The organism is Leisingera sp. NJS204 (genome assembly GCF_004123675.1).
In the GTDB taxonomy this organism is placed as follows: Bacteria; Pseudomonadota; Alphaproteobacteria; order Rhodobacterales; family Rhodobacteraceae; genus Leisingera.
On record NZ_CP035417.1, the window covers coordinates 3,247,655 to 3,262,753 of the forward strand.

15 protein-coding genes and 2 pseudogenes are annotated in these 15,099 nt (G+C 62.9%); 6 read left to right on the top strand and 11 right to left on the bottom strand.

The window, feature by feature from the left end:
• Positions 1–51: 51 nt before the first annotated feature.
• The 4 genes from trpB to ihfB all read right to left on the bottom strand — a co-directional run bounded on the left by trpB (position 52) and on the right by ihfB (position 3,064).
• Positions 52–1,311, bottom strand: coding sequence for a tryptophan synthase subunit beta (trpB, locus tag ETW24_RS15825; RefSeq protein ID WP_129371943.1), 1,260 nt, complete (start codon positions 1,309–1,311; stop codon positions 52–54).
• Between the two features lie 457 nt (positions 1,312–1,768).
• A complete protein-coding gene (locus tag ETW24_RS15830) occupies positions 1,769–2,422 on the bottom strand; it encodes a phosphoribosylanthranilate isomerase (protein ID WP_129371944.1) in 654 nt (217 codons plus the stop codon).
• A 7-nt stretch (positions 2,423–2,429) separates the two neighbouring features.
• Complete coding sequence (locus ETW24_RS15835) at positions 2,430–2,780, bottom strand: LapA family protein (RefSeq protein WP_129371945.1); 351 nt, start codon at positions 2,778–2,780, stop codon at positions 2,430–2,432.
• Positions 2,780–3,064 (bottom strand): integration host factor subunit beta, encoded by a 285-nt coding sequence (gene ihfB, locus ETW24_RS15840; protein WP_129371946.1) that lies wholly within the window; start codon positions 3,062–3,064, stop codon positions 2,780–2,782. Before ihfB ends, ETW24_RS15835 begins: the two co-directional genes overlap by 1 nt.
• 632 nt (positions 3,065–3,696) lie before the next feature.
• On the opposite strand from ihfB, the gene ETW24_RS15845 reads away from it, so the two are divergent.
• The 5 genes and pseudogenes from ETW24_RS15845 (at position 3,697) to ETW24_RS15860 (ending at position 7,241) form a co-directional block, all read left to right on the top strand.
• Entirely contained in the window at positions 3,697–5,058 is a 1,362-nt protein-coding gene (locus tag ETW24_RS15845) for an ammonium transporter (protein WP_254695635.1), read from the top strand.
• A gap of 113 nt (positions 5,059–5,171) precedes the next feature.
• Positions 5,172–5,369 (top strand): hypothetical protein, encoded by a 198-nt coding sequence (locus ETW24_RS15850; protein ID WP_129371948.1) that lies wholly within the window; start codon positions 5,172–5,174, stop codon positions 5,367–5,369.
• Positions 5,370–5,598: 229 nt separating this feature from the next.
• On the top strand, positions 5,599–5,964 hold the full coding sequence (locus ETW24_RS24910; RefSeq protein WP_205877290.1) for a site-specific integrase: 366 nt from the start codon (positions 5,599–5,601) through the stop codon (positions 5,962–5,964).
• Entirely contained in the window at positions 5,922–6,236 is a 315-nt protein-coding gene (locus ETW24_RS25125) for a tyrosine-type recombinase/integrase (RefSeq protein WP_302664660.1), read from the top strand. Before ETW24_RS24910 ends, ETW24_RS25125 begins: the two co-directional genes overlap by 43 nt.
• 45 nt (positions 6,237–6,281) lie before the next feature.
• A pseudogene (locus ETW24_RS15860) lies at positions 6,282–7,241 on the top strand (IS91 family transposase).
• Between the two features lie 267 nt (positions 7,242–7,508).
• Here the strand turns inward: ETW24_RS15860 and ETW24_RS15865 are convergent.
• A pseudogene (locus tag ETW24_RS15865) lies at positions 7,509–8,348 on the bottom strand (IS5 family transposase).
• A 161-nt stretch (positions 8,349–8,509) separates the two neighbouring features.
• On the opposite strand from ETW24_RS15865, the gene ETW24_RS15870 reads away from it, so the two are divergent.
• Entirely contained in the window at positions 8,510–8,731 is a 222-nt protein-coding gene (locus ETW24_RS15870) for a hypothetical protein (RefSeq protein ID WP_237456736.1), read from the top strand.
• A 178-nt stretch (positions 8,732–8,909) separates the two neighbouring features.
• Here the strand turns inward: ETW24_RS15870 and ETW24_RS15875 are convergent, their stop codons facing one another.
• Genes ETW24_RS15875 through ETW24_RS15900 form a run of 6 tightly spaced genes read right to left on the bottom strand, consistent with a single transcriptional unit; the run spans position 8,910 to position 15,015 of the window.
• Complete coding sequence (locus ETW24_RS15875; RefSeq protein WP_129371949.1) at positions 8,910–9,911, bottom strand: DUF6925 family protein; 1,002 nt, start codon at positions 9,909–9,911, stop codon at positions 8,910–8,912.
• Positions 9,904–10,560 carry an adenosylcobinamide amidohydrolase gene (locus tag ETW24_RS15880; protein WP_129371950.1) on the bottom strand — a complete coding sequence of 219 codons (657 nt, stop codon included), beginning with the start codon at positions 10,558–10,560 and terminating at the stop codon, positions 9,904–9,906. The genes ETW24_RS15875 and ETW24_RS15880 overlap by 8 nt, the downstream gene beginning before the upstream one ends.
• The gene (locus tag ETW24_RS15885; RefSeq protein WP_129371951.1) at positions 10,560–11,315 is read right to left on the bottom strand and encodes an ABC transporter ATP-binding protein; all 756 of its coding nucleotides are present in this window, start codon (positions 11,313–11,315) and stop codon (positions 10,560–10,562) included. Before ETW24_RS15885 ends, ETW24_RS15880 begins: the two co-directional genes overlap by 1 nt.
• Positions 11,312–12,295: a FecCD family ABC transporter permease gene (locus tag ETW24_RS15890; RefSeq protein ID WP_129371952.1), complete on the bottom strand. Its 984-nt coding sequence runs from the start codon at positions 12,293–12,295 to the stop codon at positions 11,312–11,314. The genes ETW24_RS15885 and ETW24_RS15890 overlap by 4 nt, the downstream gene beginning before the upstream one ends.
• The gene (locus tag ETW24_RS15895; RefSeq protein ID WP_254695124.1) at positions 12,292–13,122 is read right to left on the bottom strand and encodes an ABC transporter substrate-binding protein; all 831 of its coding nucleotides are present in this window, start codon (positions 13,120–13,122) and stop codon (positions 12,292–12,294) included. The genes ETW24_RS15890 and ETW24_RS15895 overlap by 4 nt, the downstream gene beginning before the upstream one ends.
• A gap of 9 nt (positions 13,123–13,131) precedes the next feature.
• On the bottom strand, positions 13,132–15,015 hold the full coding sequence (locus ETW24_RS15900; protein WP_254695636.1) for a TonB-dependent receptor plug domain-containing protein: 1,884 nt from the start codon (positions 15,013–15,015) through the stop codon (positions 13,132–13,134).
• Between the last annotated feature and the right edge of the window lie 84 nt (positions 15,016–15,099).

Consider the following 15,099-nt stretch of genomic DNA (forward strand, 5'->3'; position numbering starts at 1 on the left):
ACTGAAAAAGGCGCCCTGCGGGGCGCCTTCTGTGTTACCGGGATGTTGCCGTTACTCCTCGAAGCTGCGGCCTTCTTCGGTGTCGGACATATCGAAGCCCAGATGCTTGGCAACGGTGAACACGTCCTTGTCGCCGCGGCCGCACATGTTCATCACAATGATGTGGTCCGACGGCAGCTTGGGCGCGATCTTCATCACATGGGCCAGCGCGTGGCTGGGCTCCAGCGCCGGTATGATGCCTTCGGTGCGGCAGCTGACCAGGAAGGCTTCCAGCGCTTCCTTGTCGGTGATCGAGACATATTCAGCGCGCCCCGATTCATGCAGCCAGGAATGTTCGGGGCCGATGCCCGGATAATCCAGACCGGCGGAAATCGAATAACCTTCCTGAATTTGCCCGTCTTCATCCTGCAGCAGATAGGTGCGGTTGCCATGCAGCACGCCGGGGCGTCCGCCAGTCAGCGATGCGCAATGCTGGATCCGGTCATCCACACCTTTGCCGCCGGCCTCAACCCCGATGATTTTCACCGAGGGGTCATCAAGGAACGGGTGGAACAGGCCGATGGCGTTAGAGCCGCCGCCGATCGCGGCGATCACAGTGTCCGGCAGGCGGCCTTCGCCTTCCTGCTCGGCCAGCTGCCAGCGGACCTCTTTGCCGATGATCGACTGGAAATCGCGCACCATCGCCGGATACGGGTGCGGACCTGCGGCGGTGCCGATGCAATAGAAGGTATCGCGCACATTGGTCACCCAGTCGCGCAGCGCGTCATTCATCGCGTCCTTCAGGGTGCCGCGGCCCGAGGTGACCGGGATCACTTCAGCACCCAAAAGGCGCATGCGGAACACGTTCGGTGCCTGGCGCTTCACATCATGGGCGCCCATGTAGACGATGCACTTAAGGCCGAACTTGGCGCAGACAGTGGCGGTGGCCACCCCGTGCTGGCCTGCACCTGTCTCGGCGATGATCCGGGTCTTGCCCATACGGCGTGCCAGCAGGATCTGGCCCAGCACGTTGTTCACCTTATGCGCACCGGTGTGGTTCAGCTCGTCACGCTTCATATAGATCTTGGCGCCGCCCAATTCGGCGCTCAGACGCTCGGCGTGGTAGAGCGGGCTGGGACGGCCGACGTAATGCGTCCACAGATCCCTCATCTCCGCCCAAAAGGCAGGGTCGTCCTTGGCCCGGTTGTATTCTGCCTCAAGGCTCAGGATCAGCGGCATCAGGGTTTCCGAGACAAACCGCCCGCCAAAGATGCCAAAACGCCCCTGTTCATCCGGACCGTTCATGAAGCTGTTGAAAAGATCGTCGGCCATGGTTCTTCCCTCTCTCGCAGCGCCCGCAATGACTATAGCGCGCCGCTGCCATGGTAAAGAGGGGTTGAAGCAAGCAGGCACATCCGGCGAAGGCCGATGCCCTGCCGGAATGGCTGTCTGCTGCTGCTAGCTGCCGGCCCTGAAAATCCAGAGGATACGCCCGCGTTCTAAACGCTGTCTCGCACGACCCAAATGAATGAGGCCCTGTTCCTAGGTGCCGGAAGTGTCAGGACCAGCGTGACCGCAATCAGGGGAGAGCATGGCAGAACGGGTTTAAGTCGGCGTGAGGGCCGCGTACGCCGGCTGCGCAACACCTGGATGGCATACCAGGCAGGCACGGTCGCGAAGTGAGTATTTTTGGAAAGATGAAGACATGGGACGATGCAGCTTCATCTTTCTCCAAATACTCAAATCCCGCGGGCTGCCGCATTTGCATAGGCTGCTGCTGTGCGGGGCTTCAGCCGCGGGCAGCGTGCGCCGCCCGGGTGAAAACTTCGATTAGCGCGGCGTCTTTCTGTCCCGGCGCGTTTTCAACACCGGAGGAGACATCGACCTGACGCGCACCGGTCATACGGATCGCCTCGGCGACGTTGTCCGGGGTCAGGCCGCCGGCCAGCATCCAGGGTTTCTGCCAGTACTTGCGGCCCGCCAGCAGCCGCCAGTCAAAGGCCAGACCATTGCCACCGGGCAGCGTGGCTTCCTTGGGTGGTTTGGCGTCGATCAAGAGCTGATCGGCCACCTGTTCATAAAGCGCAATCTGCGGCAGGTCGGCGGCATCGGCGATGCCCACTGCCTTCATCACCGGCAGGCCGTAGCGGGCGCGCACCTCGGCCACCCTCTGCGGGCTTTCTTTGCCATGGAGCTGCAACATATCCAGCGGCACCGCGGCTGTGATCGCATCAAGCTCTGCATCTGCGGCGTTAACTGTCAGCGCCACCTTGCACAGACCGGCGGGGGCCTCGACAGCCAAAGCTGCGGCCTGTTCGATGCTGACGTGGCGCGGGGATTTGGGAAAAAACACAAAACCGGCATAAGCCGCCCCTGCCCCGGCAACGGCCGCAACATCCTGCAGCGCGCTGAGGCCGCAGATCTTGACCCGGATCTCTGTCATGGCGGTGTCAGCCTGCGTCTTCCAAAAGCGCCAGAACTTCGTCTTTGCCTTCGTTCTTCTGCTTTTTCAGCTTGCTCACTTCGCGGTTCAGCCTGCGCGCCTCGCGCGTCTTCTGCGCGGCTTCGCTGCGGTGCTTATGCTCGCGCAGCCATTCCCACAGGAAGCCGATCACCAGCCCGGCGCCAACCCCGCCCAGCACCACCGCAAACAGCGGCAGCGCAATGGTGAAGTTGAAACCAAAAAGCTCGCCCAGTGCCGAGGGCATCAGTTTCAGCTCAACAAAAGACCGGTTGGCAAGGGCAACCGACACCAGCACAATGGCCAGAGACCCCAGAACCGCGTAGCGAATGTAACGCATCAGGCTTTCCCGTTCAGGCGGTCCCTCAAGAGCTTACCAGTCTTGAAGAACGGCACATGTTTTTCATCGACATGGACCGTTTCACCGGTGCGGGGATTGCGGCCGGTCCGCGAGTCCCGCTTTTTGACCGAAAAGGCGCCAAAGCCGCGCAGCTCAACCCGGTCGCCGCGGGACATCGCATCGGTCACTTCCTCGAACACCGTGTTCACGATCCTCTCCACATCCCGCTGATACAGGTGCGGGTTTTCGTCTGCAATCATCTGAATCAACTCAGAGCGGATCATGTTCAATTTCCTCCCAGGCTGCCGGTATGTTCTGGCTATTATTTTGAGAGTATAGGAAAAATTCTTGCGTGGGGGAACAAAATGCCGCCGGTCCGGCAGCTTAATCGGCGGGAGTTCACCGGGTTTTCCGCCTCCAGGCTGCCATTTCGGGGCTGCAAGCTGCCGCCGCAGTGCAGCAATCCCCGTTGCCAGGCGCGCTGCGGCGACTTGATTCGGAGCGGCAAACAGCCCCCGGATCACACAGGCCCCCCGCCCCCCACTGCGGTGCGCCGGCCACAGCGGCGTGATTTTTCCCTGCCGCCAAATCTGCTGAGACCGATTGATTCCGCCGCCAAGGACGGCCCAAGCCGAAACCATTCACTGAACCGGCAGCGCAGGATGCGGCATGCAGCCGCCGCATACGCCGCAAATGAAACTTTATTTCCACAAGGTAAAATAATTTGTTGTAAAGCGCCCTGGATCCGCCATCCTTTCCGTGAACCAGGCGTGTCAGAGGACCTGACCCGCCCGGTGCGTTTCGAACCGGCATGCTCGGCCCATTGGCGGCAGCATAGGCCGGCCTGTCAAAGCTGGTGGCAAACAACCGGCGGGAAGACAAACCAACTTGGAGAAAACTGGAAATGCCATTGGACGTGAGCACGATACACGCTCAGCAAGTTACGCTGAATTCACTGGTGCAGAATATTCTGTACGCTTCTGGGATCGTCGGGGCCATTCTGGTCGTCGTCGGCCTGCTGCTGATCGACGCAGGCACTGCCCGGCGCAGGAATCTGTTCAACTCGACGATTGAAAAGACACTGGGATTCTTCCTGGGGTTTGCGACCTACTATATCATCGGTTTTGGCCTGTGGGCCGGGCAGTATTACATCATGGAAGGCGCGACCATGATGGACTCCATCAAGGATTGGTGGCTGGGCGGCGCCCTGACCAATGCGATGGCGCATCATACGGATCCCGGGACCTTTCCGGGGCTGAACACCTTCCAGATCTTCATCTTTTTCCTGGCGGTGTTTGCCGGCATCATCAACATTCTGCTTCATTTCGCGGTGTCGGAACGGATGAAGGCCTCGGCCTATTTCATCACCTGCATTGTGGCCACGGTGGTGTCCTCAGCCCTCAGCTGGGCGACCTGGGGGTCGGTCGGGCCGCTGACCAATGCGGGCTTCCACGACTTCTTTGGTGTGGGTTTCGTGTATCTGTTCCCGGCCGGAATGGCGCTGGTATTCACCCCCAAGCTGGGCGCGCGCCCCGGCATGATGGCGCCGCACCCGCGGATCTCGGCCTATCTGGCACCGAGCATCGGGTTGTGCGCTCCGGGCCTTCTGCTGATCTTTGCCGGCCTGCCGATGGTGATCCTGTCCTGCCTGTTCTTCTTTGATCCGGAAGCGCTGGCAGTCAGCATCACCATGGCCGACACCAGCGTCGGCATCGCAATCAACAATTACGCGTTGGTCTGGGCCGGCGGCGCAGTGACCGGCTTGCTGATCGCCTATGCTACCGGCAAATACGCCTATACCCTGCTGGGTCCGCTGGCGGGCTATGTCGCCGGCGCGTCCGGGTTCGACGTCTACCTGCCCTGGCAGGCGTTCATTGTCGGGCTTGTGGCGCCCTTTGCGGCCTATGCGGTTTATGAGTTCACGCTGAAGCGCGGCATCGACGAGCACAAGCTGTTCCCGCTGTTCCTGGGCTGCGGCACCCTGGGCATGGTGATGCTGGGCCTGTTCAAGGCCGGCACCCCGCGCGGCGGTTACTTCGGGGTAGAGGAAGGCGCCTATGCGTTCCAGCACGGGGAAATCTCGCTGGTGATGCAGCTGGCGGGCACGGCTGTCTGCATCGGCACCGGTGTTGTCACTGCGCTGGTTCTGTCTTTCATCCTGGAGCGGACCGTGGGAATGCGGGTGCCGGAGGACGACCAGATCGACGGGCTGGACGGCAAGAACTGGGACCTGGAGCCGGATGTGGTCACCCACGCGGACAGCCTGCAGCGCGCCTGATCGCGCCGGGAGCGAGAGAGTGGCCCTGGCGGGAGCCGGGGCCTTTTACGTTCGCGCCCCTGATACGGCGGGAATCGGCTATAGTCACTCTCATCAACAAAGAGGAGACCGCCATGCTGTACCCGCTTGCCTCGCTTGAGGCCGACAAGCTGGACGCGATCAAGAGCCTGGAAAAGGACATCGGCAGCCCTGTGGTGGCGCTGGCCGGTGTCGAGGCAAACACCGCCTCCCTGCCCGAAGACCAGCTGAAGAAACTGCAGGAGCTGGAAGCGGAACTGGGCGTCGTGCTGGTGGCCGTTAGACCGAACTAACGGGCGCAGCGGACAGGCACGGCACTGGCCCGGCACTGGCTCGGACGCGGCTGAAACGCCGGCCGCTGCGGTAGCTGCGGTGGCTGCGGTGCGGCACAATGAGGAAACCACTCTCGCGGTATTGGCGCTTGGGGCAGGCGTTTTGCATTGATCTGACCGCTGTGCATTTGCGAATGGGCGCGTCTGTCTGACGATTGGGACCTACTCAAATTGATGACAGGAAGTTCTCGTGACCGGTCAATATTTTCCCAAACTGCGCCAGCGTTTTGCCGAAGACATGCAAATCAAGGGGCTGCAGCCGAAGACGCAAACGATGCATTTGCGGGCGATGCGCGGCCTCGCCCGGTTTCCGGGGCATGCGCCGAATAGCGCGACGCCGGAGGAGTTGCGGGCATTTCAGCTTGATATGAAGGAACGGGGCGTTGGTGCGCCAACCTTCAATAACCGGTTGACGGTGCTGAGCTTCTTCTATGCAACCAGGTGTCTGCGCCCGGAGAGTGAAGGCGGAAAGGAAAACGATCCTGTCACTCGTTTTCCCGCTGAACGCGGCGCATGCGTTATCAGCGGGCAGCCAAGAAGATCCCCGTGGCGCTGAGCGCCGAGGACGTGTCACGCCTTCTGGAAACCGCGCCCGGACCTGGATTGCGATGCCGCGCTGCCTTTAGCGTGGCTTTCGGCGTGGCGCACGGCTTCGCCGGGGTCAGGAAGAAGGTGCCACCCCACAGGCTGAGGCACAGCTTTGCAACCCATCTGCCGGGGGCCGGGACTGATATCCGGGTCATTCAGGTTTTGCCCGGGCACGCCAAGCCGGAGACCACCACCAAAGGTGGCGGCCAACACCTTTCAGGATGTAGCCAGCCCCCTTGATCTGCTCATGAGACGGGAGGCCAATCCCGGTCAGGCAGGGCTCAGATGCCCCGTCCCGGACTGGAGGTCGCGGATATCTTCCGCGCCCGCGGTGCTGCCTGCCGTCATGACCATGCCGGACACCTGAACCTGCCACAGTTGAAGGTAATGTCCGCGATTGAGAGCTGCCGGACCGCAGCGCTCGGCGGGCATGCTGCCCGTCGAATACTTCCACGCGGTCTTTACGCTGCCAGCCCGGATCGCGGGTATTGCGTTTCAGAACAAGGCGGCGGCCTATGGCTTGCTGGTCAAGGTGTCGTCCCAAACGCTCCTGACCATCGCAGCCGGTCCAAAACACCCGGGTGTGAAGACCGGCATGACATCGGTTCTGCAGACGTGGGGTTCGGCAATGACCCATCACCCGCACGTGCATGTTTTCGTGCCGGGAGGCGGGCTGCCGCCAGATGGCACCCGCTGGAGCGCCTGCCGCCCAGGCGGTTTTCCTGCCGGTGAAGGTCCTGTCGAGGCTGTTTCGGCGCTCTGGCGGGATGAGCAAACCCGGATACCTTCGCTGCCCATCCCGCGCCGCTGCGCAAAACCAACCGGGCCGTTTATGCCAAACCGCCCTTCGGCGGGCCGGATGCCGTGCTTGCCTATGTGAGCCGGTATACCCACCGGGGGGCTATCTCAAACCATGAATGGGGGACGAAGGTCATGCGCCTGCCGGCAGATGAGTTCATCCGCCGCTTGCTCAACCCTGTCCTGCCCACCGGCTTCTACTGCATCAGACACGCTGGCTTCCTCGCCAATGGTATCCGGCGCGACAGGACGGGACGGATCAGGAGCTTGCTCGGCAAAGGGCAAAACCCGGATCAGGCAGCCGAAAACGATCAGCGCACCGGCACGGATGAAGAGGACCAGCTTCGAGCTGGCCCGGAATGCGGCAGCGCGATGCGTGTCATCGAGACCTTCCTGCGCGGCCAAACTCCAAAATACCGCGCACGCCCAAGGGAGGATGCAGCATGATCAAACCGTCACACCCGGCCCCGCCATCCGGCGGCACTGGACCAGTCAGTGCGGACAGCTTCCAGGCAACCGTGCCAAAACTGGACTGCGGAAACCGCACGCCCAGCACTACCCGTCCCCAAACGAGCTACCGTTCCGCGCAGAGATTGCAGCAGCGGTACCGACCCCCCCCCCATAACACCGAAATCCAACCACGCTTTCCTCCTTGTCAGACTTGCCGCCGCTGCAGCTCACGCTGACAGCAGCCACAAACCCTAGGGTCAGGATTCATAACCAATAGATGACGGTCGCGGCCAGAGCGATGGCTGAGAGGAAGACCTTGGGACAGCGATCATAGCGTGTCGCCACACGCCGCCAGTCTTTTAGCCTGCCGAACATGATCTCAATCACTGCCCGGCAGTGCATTGCGCAGCAATGTCACGAGAGGGGCGGTTGCGTCGTTTGTATCGGCGCTTGTCGTATTTGACCGGGGTCTTGCGTTGCTTTCTGCCGGGGATGCAGGCGCGTATCCCTTTGTCTTTCAACGCGTCCCTGAACCAGTCGGCGTCATAGCCACGATCCCCGTGCAACCAGTCGACCTTTGGCAGGCTACTGAGCAGTGCCCGCGCGCCGATGTAGCCGCTGACTTGGCCGGCGGTGACGAACAGGTTGAGCGGCCGCCCTTGGCTATCGCAGATGGCGTGCAGTTTGGTGTTCATGCCGCCCTTGGTCCGACCGATCAGGCGTCCACGCCCCCCTTTTTCGCGGCCATGCTGGTCGCAGTGCGGTGTGCCTTCAAATAGGTCGCGTCCGCTGCCCGGCAGGGCATTGCGCAGCAATGTCCCGAAAGGGGATCATCACGGTCTTTTCCTCGCCGTGTTCGACAGCCAGGCCGACCATCATCTGCGCGAAGATGCCTTTCTCGCTCCAACGCTTCCATCGGCTGTACAGCGTCTTGTGCGGAGCATATTCCCGCGGCGCATCCCGCCAGCGCAACCCATTGCGATTGATGAAGATAATCCCACTCAACACCCGCCTGTCATCGACCCGTGGCTTGCCGTGAGACTTCGGGAAGAAAGGGGCAAGTTTGGCCATCTGCTCGTCGGTCAGCCAGTAAAGGTCGCTCATGTCACCGCTCCGTTTTCTGAGCCGTGAATCACGCAGCGCGTTGAAAATCAATGCATCCTGACCCTAGACAGAGCGGGCTTTGCAGAGGTTTTGATGCCAAAAGAGTCAAAGGTTTGTGACGTTCCACAATACAAGCGATCGAGCTGTATCCGGGCACAGTGATGGCCGGCGGCATCTTCTTGCCATTGAACACCGCCTATACCGGGCCTGAAGCGGTCTATTTCGTGGGCGACGCGTCTCCGCGCGTGGTGGGTTGCGATCCGGCGCGAATGGGGGAGATCAGCGCAATTGCAGATGAGGCGCGTGTGCTGACCGCGGCGGAGGACGGCCAGTTCCGCCTTGGCGGTGCGGGTGGTTTTCCTTCTCTGCCCTCTCCGCATTGAATTCGGGCTTCAGAACAGGCCGTACCGCAGACAGCGTCACCCGGTCCAGCGGTGTGCGTCCTGCGGTGGCTAGGCGCTGTGTGACCCTCGCGCCACTCAGCAATCCAGGCCTCCGCCTGCGATTTGCGTCAGGCATCCGCCTGCGCAATCACCCGCTACAGGAACAGCGCAGCCTCCGTCAGTGGCCCGGGTTTTCCGGGTCGGTTTGCTCTGCGCCGCGGTCAAAGCGTTCGGCATAGGATTCGCTCAGGCGGCTGGGGCCGTGCAGCAACCGCCATTGACGGATGCCATTGCGCCAGCCTGCCCGGCCTTCGCGGGTGCAGGGCTCTTCGGCATCCTCAGCAGGTGTTTCTGTGTTCAGCAGCCCCCACACCGCCTGTTTACCCTGGCAATATGCTTCGGCGCCCCAAGCACCCAGCAGCTCCTGAAAGGCATCAAAGGCGGCACGGTTGAACACCTTGTCCTCGCCCAGCCGGTTGACCACCGGGTTCTCCGGATGCACGCCGCAACAGGGCACCCAGCCCTCGGGGATCGGGGTGTTGGCGGAATGGGTACGCTCGGCACGCAGCAGCTTGGGCAGCACATGGGTGTGCGGGCCTTCGGGGGATTTGCCACCGGTGTCGGGACCGCCGATCATTTGATAAACTTCGACCCGGCCAAGGCGGGTCAGCAGCACCCGGTGGGGATGGTGCTTCAGGATTGCCCCCATTGCCGGGTTGCCATGTTCAAACAGCGAGCGGCCGGCGTTTTTGTTCAGTAGGTCTAGCAATTCCGGATTGGCGGTGCGGATGCAGAAATCCGCCTGGTACTGGCCCAACCCCATGTCGAACAACTGGGCGCCGCGGTCTTCCTCGCGCAGGGCGCCTTTGTCGGGGCCAAGCGCGGTCAGCACATCGCGCTGGTTCATCGCGGCGGCGTCATGCGGCAGGCACAGGGATACCGCCTGGGTCCAGCGGTGCGGTTTGGGGCTGAGGATCTCATAGGCCACCGGGCGCACGCCCTCCAGCGTATCAATACGCACCCCGCCGCGGTCCGTGACCTGCATACGCCCGGCATGTTCTTGCGGCGCCGGGTCGCCATAGACGTGGTGGAACTCACCTATGGCGCCAAAAGACCCCATGTTCCAACCGCAGTCTTCCTGCATCAGCGCGTCTTTCAGCACTTGTTGAAGCTTAGGCATCTGCTGCCCTCCTGTTGGTTGCTTTCCACTCCAGAGCGCCGGTGTGGACGGCCTGGTAAACGGCTTTGCCGATGACTTCGCCGGTGGCGGTGTGCAGCCCTGCATAGGGGTTTGCGCCGGCCAGGGCTGCCACCGCGATGCAGTCGGTTCCGGTGCCCGTCGCGGTTCCGCTTGGCAAAATGATGCCAGCGTCCATCACGGCCGCGGTGCGGGCCTGGACGGCAATGCTCATCGCTTCGATCAGCCCGGCGTGGGTCAGCCCTTCGGAGAGGCGCAGTGCGACATTGATGGTGCCCCAGTTGCGGCCGGCGTAGTCCATCCGGCTCCCAACCCGCTCGGCGTTGGACAGGCCGACGGTGGCTACCGCATGGGCCTGGATGCCCTCCACCTCAGCCATGGCTTCGCAGTAGCGGCGCACATCGCGCGAGGTGAGAAAGGCCACGGCATCCCCGCCACCCCGCTGTGCCAGTTCACCGGCAAACCATTCGGTGACATCCAGATCCCGCGGCAGGTCACTGTTGCGGACTTCGCGCCACAGGATGCGGCGGGCGGTGACCAAGCCGGGGCGGTTCACTGCCCAGCTCAGCACCTGCATCTCCTCGCCCAGGTCAAACTCGATCCAGGGGCGCTCCAGAGTGACGGCACTCATCACAGCACCTCCAGTGGCTGGAACACCGGCCCTTGCGCCGTGGTCTCATGCCAGATCGAGATGCCAAAGGCGCGGGCCATCAAGTCCGGTGTCAGCACTTCGGCGGGCGGCCCGTCGGCGAGGATGCTGCCTTCGGCCAGCAGGATCAGCCTTGTGCAATGGCGCGCCGCCAGCCCCAGATCATGCAGAGAGACCAGCGCGGCGCGGCCTTCGGCAGCGAGGCTGGCAAAGACCTCCATAGTGGAGATCTGATGCGCCGGGTCCAGCCCTGCGGCAGGCTCGTCAGCCATCAAAAGCGGCGTGTCCTGCGCCAGCGCGCGGGCAATCAGCGCGCGGGCCTGCTCGCCGCCGGACAGGCGGGAGGCGGCGCGCTGACGGAACGGTTCCAGTCCCATGCGTACAATCGACTGGTCGACCAGAGCCTGATCGCCAGGCGGCAGCCGCAGCCCCTGCGGCAGATGCGGCAGGCGGCCAAGCGCCACCAGCCGCTCCACCGGGATCGGCCAGGCGATCTCGCGCGATTGCGGCATCCAGGCCACCGCGCGGGCGCGCTCCGCCGCGCTCATCGCTGCCAGCGAGCTGTGCCCTTGCGCCTGGATCAGCCCCAGGGCGGCGCGCATCAGGCTGCTTTTGCCTGCGCCATTCGGCCCCAACAGGCCGACGAATTCACCTGCCTGGATTTCAAACGACACATCGCGAAGCACCGGACGGTTCCGCAATGTGACAGCGAGGTTCCGGACTGAAAGCACGCTCATGCCAGCCCCTTCCGCGTCTTGTAGATCAGGTGCAGGAACAGCGGCGCGCCAACCAGCGCAGTGACCACCCCCAGTTTGAGATCCCGCGACGGCAGGATGATCCGCACAGCGATATCAGACAGTTGCAGCATGATGGCCCCGCCAAGCGCCGAGGCGCACAACAGCCGCGACGGCTGGCCGCCAACCAGCGGGCGCAGGATATGCGGCACCACCAGGCCAATGAAGCCGATAGCGCCCGCCACAGCAGTGGCGCCGCCGACAATGGCAGCAGTCCCGACCACCAACAGCAGCCGCAGGCGGTTCAGGTTCATCCCCATGGTCTGCGCCGCATCTTCGCCCAGAGTAAGCGCATCCAGACCCCGCGACAGCGTCATCAGGATCGCGGCCCCGGTCAGCGCAAACGGCAGCACCAGCCAGACATGCAGCATCGAACGGTCCGCCAGCGAGCCCATCATCCAGAACACGATCTCATTGGCGGCAAAGGGGTTGGGCGACAGGTTCAGCACCAGCGAGGTGAGCGCCGCCGCCATCGCCGAAATCGCGATCCCTGCCAGGATCAGCGTCAGCGAGCCGCCCTGCGGCCCGGCCAGCGCCATCACCAGAAACACACCCGCCAAAGCACCGGCCAGAGCGGCCAGCGGCAGGCCCAGGGTGAGGCTGGCCGCCAGTCCGGTGTTGATCGCCAAAACCGCCCCCAGCGCCGCCGAGGAGGACACGCCGATCAGTCCCGGCTCCGCCAGCGGATTGCGCAGATAGCCCTGCATCGCGGCCCCCGTCAGCCCCAGACCTCCGCCGATAATCACCGCCAGCAGCGCCCGCGGCAGCCGGATTTCGCGCATCACCAGCGTCAGCGGGCCATAGCTGTTGTCAAAAAGGGCCGCGAGGCTTTCGCCGATGCCCACATCCGCAGGCCCCACGGTCAGCGACAGAGGGAACAACGCCAGAACGGCCGTGGCAAGCATCAGCATCAGACGGGTCATTCCCGGCCCTCCTTTTCCAGAAAAATGCGGCGTTCCTCCGCCAGCGCCGCCACCGCGCGCAGCACATGCGGGGTGCCGCAGACCCAATCCGCATCGCGGATCTGCCCGGCACCGCTGCGGGCGGCCAGCTGCCGCACCACCGGATGCGCCAGATTGTCCTCGCTGCGGGAGGCGCGCGGATAGGGCGACGTGCCGATCAGCAGATCCGGCGCGGCCAACGCCAGCAGTTCCAGCGGCATATGACCGGAGTGCGCATAGCCCAGCTCATCCGCGATATTGCGCAGTCCCGCCGCGCGCAGGATTTGGCCCGCGAGGGTCATGCTGCCGGAAGTGAACCCGTTGGCGGCATAAAGCACGGCGCGTGGTGCCTCCGGCCCGGCTTGCTCGAACTTTTCCAGCCGCTGGTCATAGTCTGCCAGCAATGCGCGGGCCGCCTCTTCGCGGCCCAGAACCTGACCCATCTGCAGGATACGTGCGCGCACATCCTGCAGTGAGCTGGCAGGCTGGAACACCACCACCGGCACGCCAAGACGGCGCAGCATATCCGTGGTGGCAGGTGTTGAATAGGCGCCGGCAATCACCAGATCAGCCTGCAGCAGGTATATCTCCTCAGCCAGCCCGTGATTGACGGGATAAGCCATTGCCGCGTCAGCCATGGCCGAGGCGCGTGTGTCCCGCGCGATATAGGAGACCGAGGCCAGCTGGCCGGGGGCCGCCAGCAGCATCGCCAGCTGGTCGGCACAAAGATTCATCGTGACCACGCGCGACGGCCCGGCAATAGCACCGGTGGCGGCCCACAAAAGAGCCAGGACTATGCCGGGCAGCATGCGCATGGGTCAGAACGCGGCCCTTACGCCGATATAGGCGGCACGGCCGCGCTTGGCGTAGCCCCAGACGTCGGCGTAGTCCTCGTCGAACAGGTTGGTGACGCGCCCGGTCAGCACCACTTTGTCGGTCAAGTCATACTGGGCCGAGACGTTGACGGTGGTGTATTCCGGCAGTTCAGCAGTAGCAAAAGAGCCGAAAAACTGAGTATCCCAGTTGCCTGCTACATGGCGGACATCAGTCGTCACAGAGCCGCGGCCGTTGAAGGTTTTCAGAGTTGCGCTCAGCAGCAGTTCGTGCTCCGGACGGCGAACCTCAACCGAACCATCCGGGTTGGTGGCGTCCAGATAGGTGTAGGACAAGTTCAGATAGAGGTTTTCTGTGGCATCCAGGCTTGCCGCCAGCTCAACGCCTTTGCGTTCGCTGTCGCCTGCCTGATTGCGGTAGGAGAACGTGATTGCGTTCACCATGTAGCTCTCGATCTCTCCTGTCAGCGTCTCGTCGAAATAGGTCACATCAACCAGACCGCGCCCTTGCAGGAACGGCACCTCTACCCCGAAATCAAAGCTGCGGTTTTCCTCCGGCTGCAAGTTCGGATTGCCCAGGTAGGTGGTGGCGCCAAATGTACTGTTGGCAAACAGCTCAAAGTAAGACGGGTTCACGATCCCTGTCCCGGCGGAGCTGTGCAGCCGCACACCGCTGCCTGCGAAAGTATAAGAGGCACTGGCCGTCCAGCTGGTGGCATCTTCGAATACGCTGTTGTTGTCGTGGCGCACGCCAAGCTGCAGATCCAGGCCGTTGGCAAAGCTGCCGCGGTATTCCAGGGCAATCGAACTGGTTTCGCGCGCAAAGGCCGGGTTGGAACTGCTGGAATCCTCTTCCCATTCCAGCATTGCGTTCAAAAGGTGGTCTGCCTGATCCGCCGGCTGCCCGCCCAGGCCAAAGCTCAGCAGGTATTTTGCTGCTTCGGTCTTGGTCTCTGTCGGGGTGCCGCCATTGAAAGAGCGGTCAAAGTCAGTGCGTTCCAGCGACAACCGATGCTTCAGGCGGCCGCCCAACGTGTCCAGTTCGCCGTAGATCTGGGCCAGTTGCTCATCGCGGTCACTGATTTGCGTGGGATCATCCACGACATAGCTGGCCGCGTCCGTTGCGGTGAAAGAAGTGCTGTCGCTGTCATGGCGCTCATCCGAGGTGCGGACGTTGAAGCCAAGTTTCAGCCGGTCGGTGACGAGGTAATCGCCCTTCACCTGCAAGGTGCTGCGGCGGATGCCGTCCTCTTCACCACCATCGCCGGAGGTATCGTAGCCGTCGTCATTGTCATGGGCGAAGCTGAAGGAAATGCCGCCGCGCTCGGTCCGTGACGAGATCCGCGCCGACGCCCGGTAGCCGTCCGAACCCGCCTCGGCGCTGCCGCCATATTCGGTGCCGATGCCGCCGGTCCTGGTGATGATGCTGATCACACCGGCTGAGGCGTTGGAGCCGTAGAACACCGACTGCGGGCCGCGAATGACCTCGATCCGCTCGATATTGGCAGTGTCCAGGCCGGACAGAATGTACTCGCTGTCACCGCCAGAGGCTTCGACACCGTCGATCAGGATCAGCGTGTGATTTGCTTCGGCGCCGCGGATGCGGACCTGAGTGAAACTGTCGCCGGAGCCGTTCACCATCAGGCCGGGGACCGAACGCAGCGCGTCCTGCACGGTGCTGATACCGCGATCTTCGATTTCTTCGCTGGTCAGGACTGAGACGGAGCGGCCGTATTTCTGGGCCTCAATCGGCGTCAGGCCGCCGGAGACGATGATCTCCGCCAGGTCAGTGACCTCTGAATCCTGGGCGGTTGCTATTGCAGGGGTGACGGCCAGGGCCGCGGCCAGGGACAAGCTTGCCTTGCGCATATTCCATTCCTCCCGGCCCGCGCAACAAACGCAGGCCAAGTGACTGCCCAAGCGGGCAGTGTATTCGGGTCGGGTCTTTGGAAG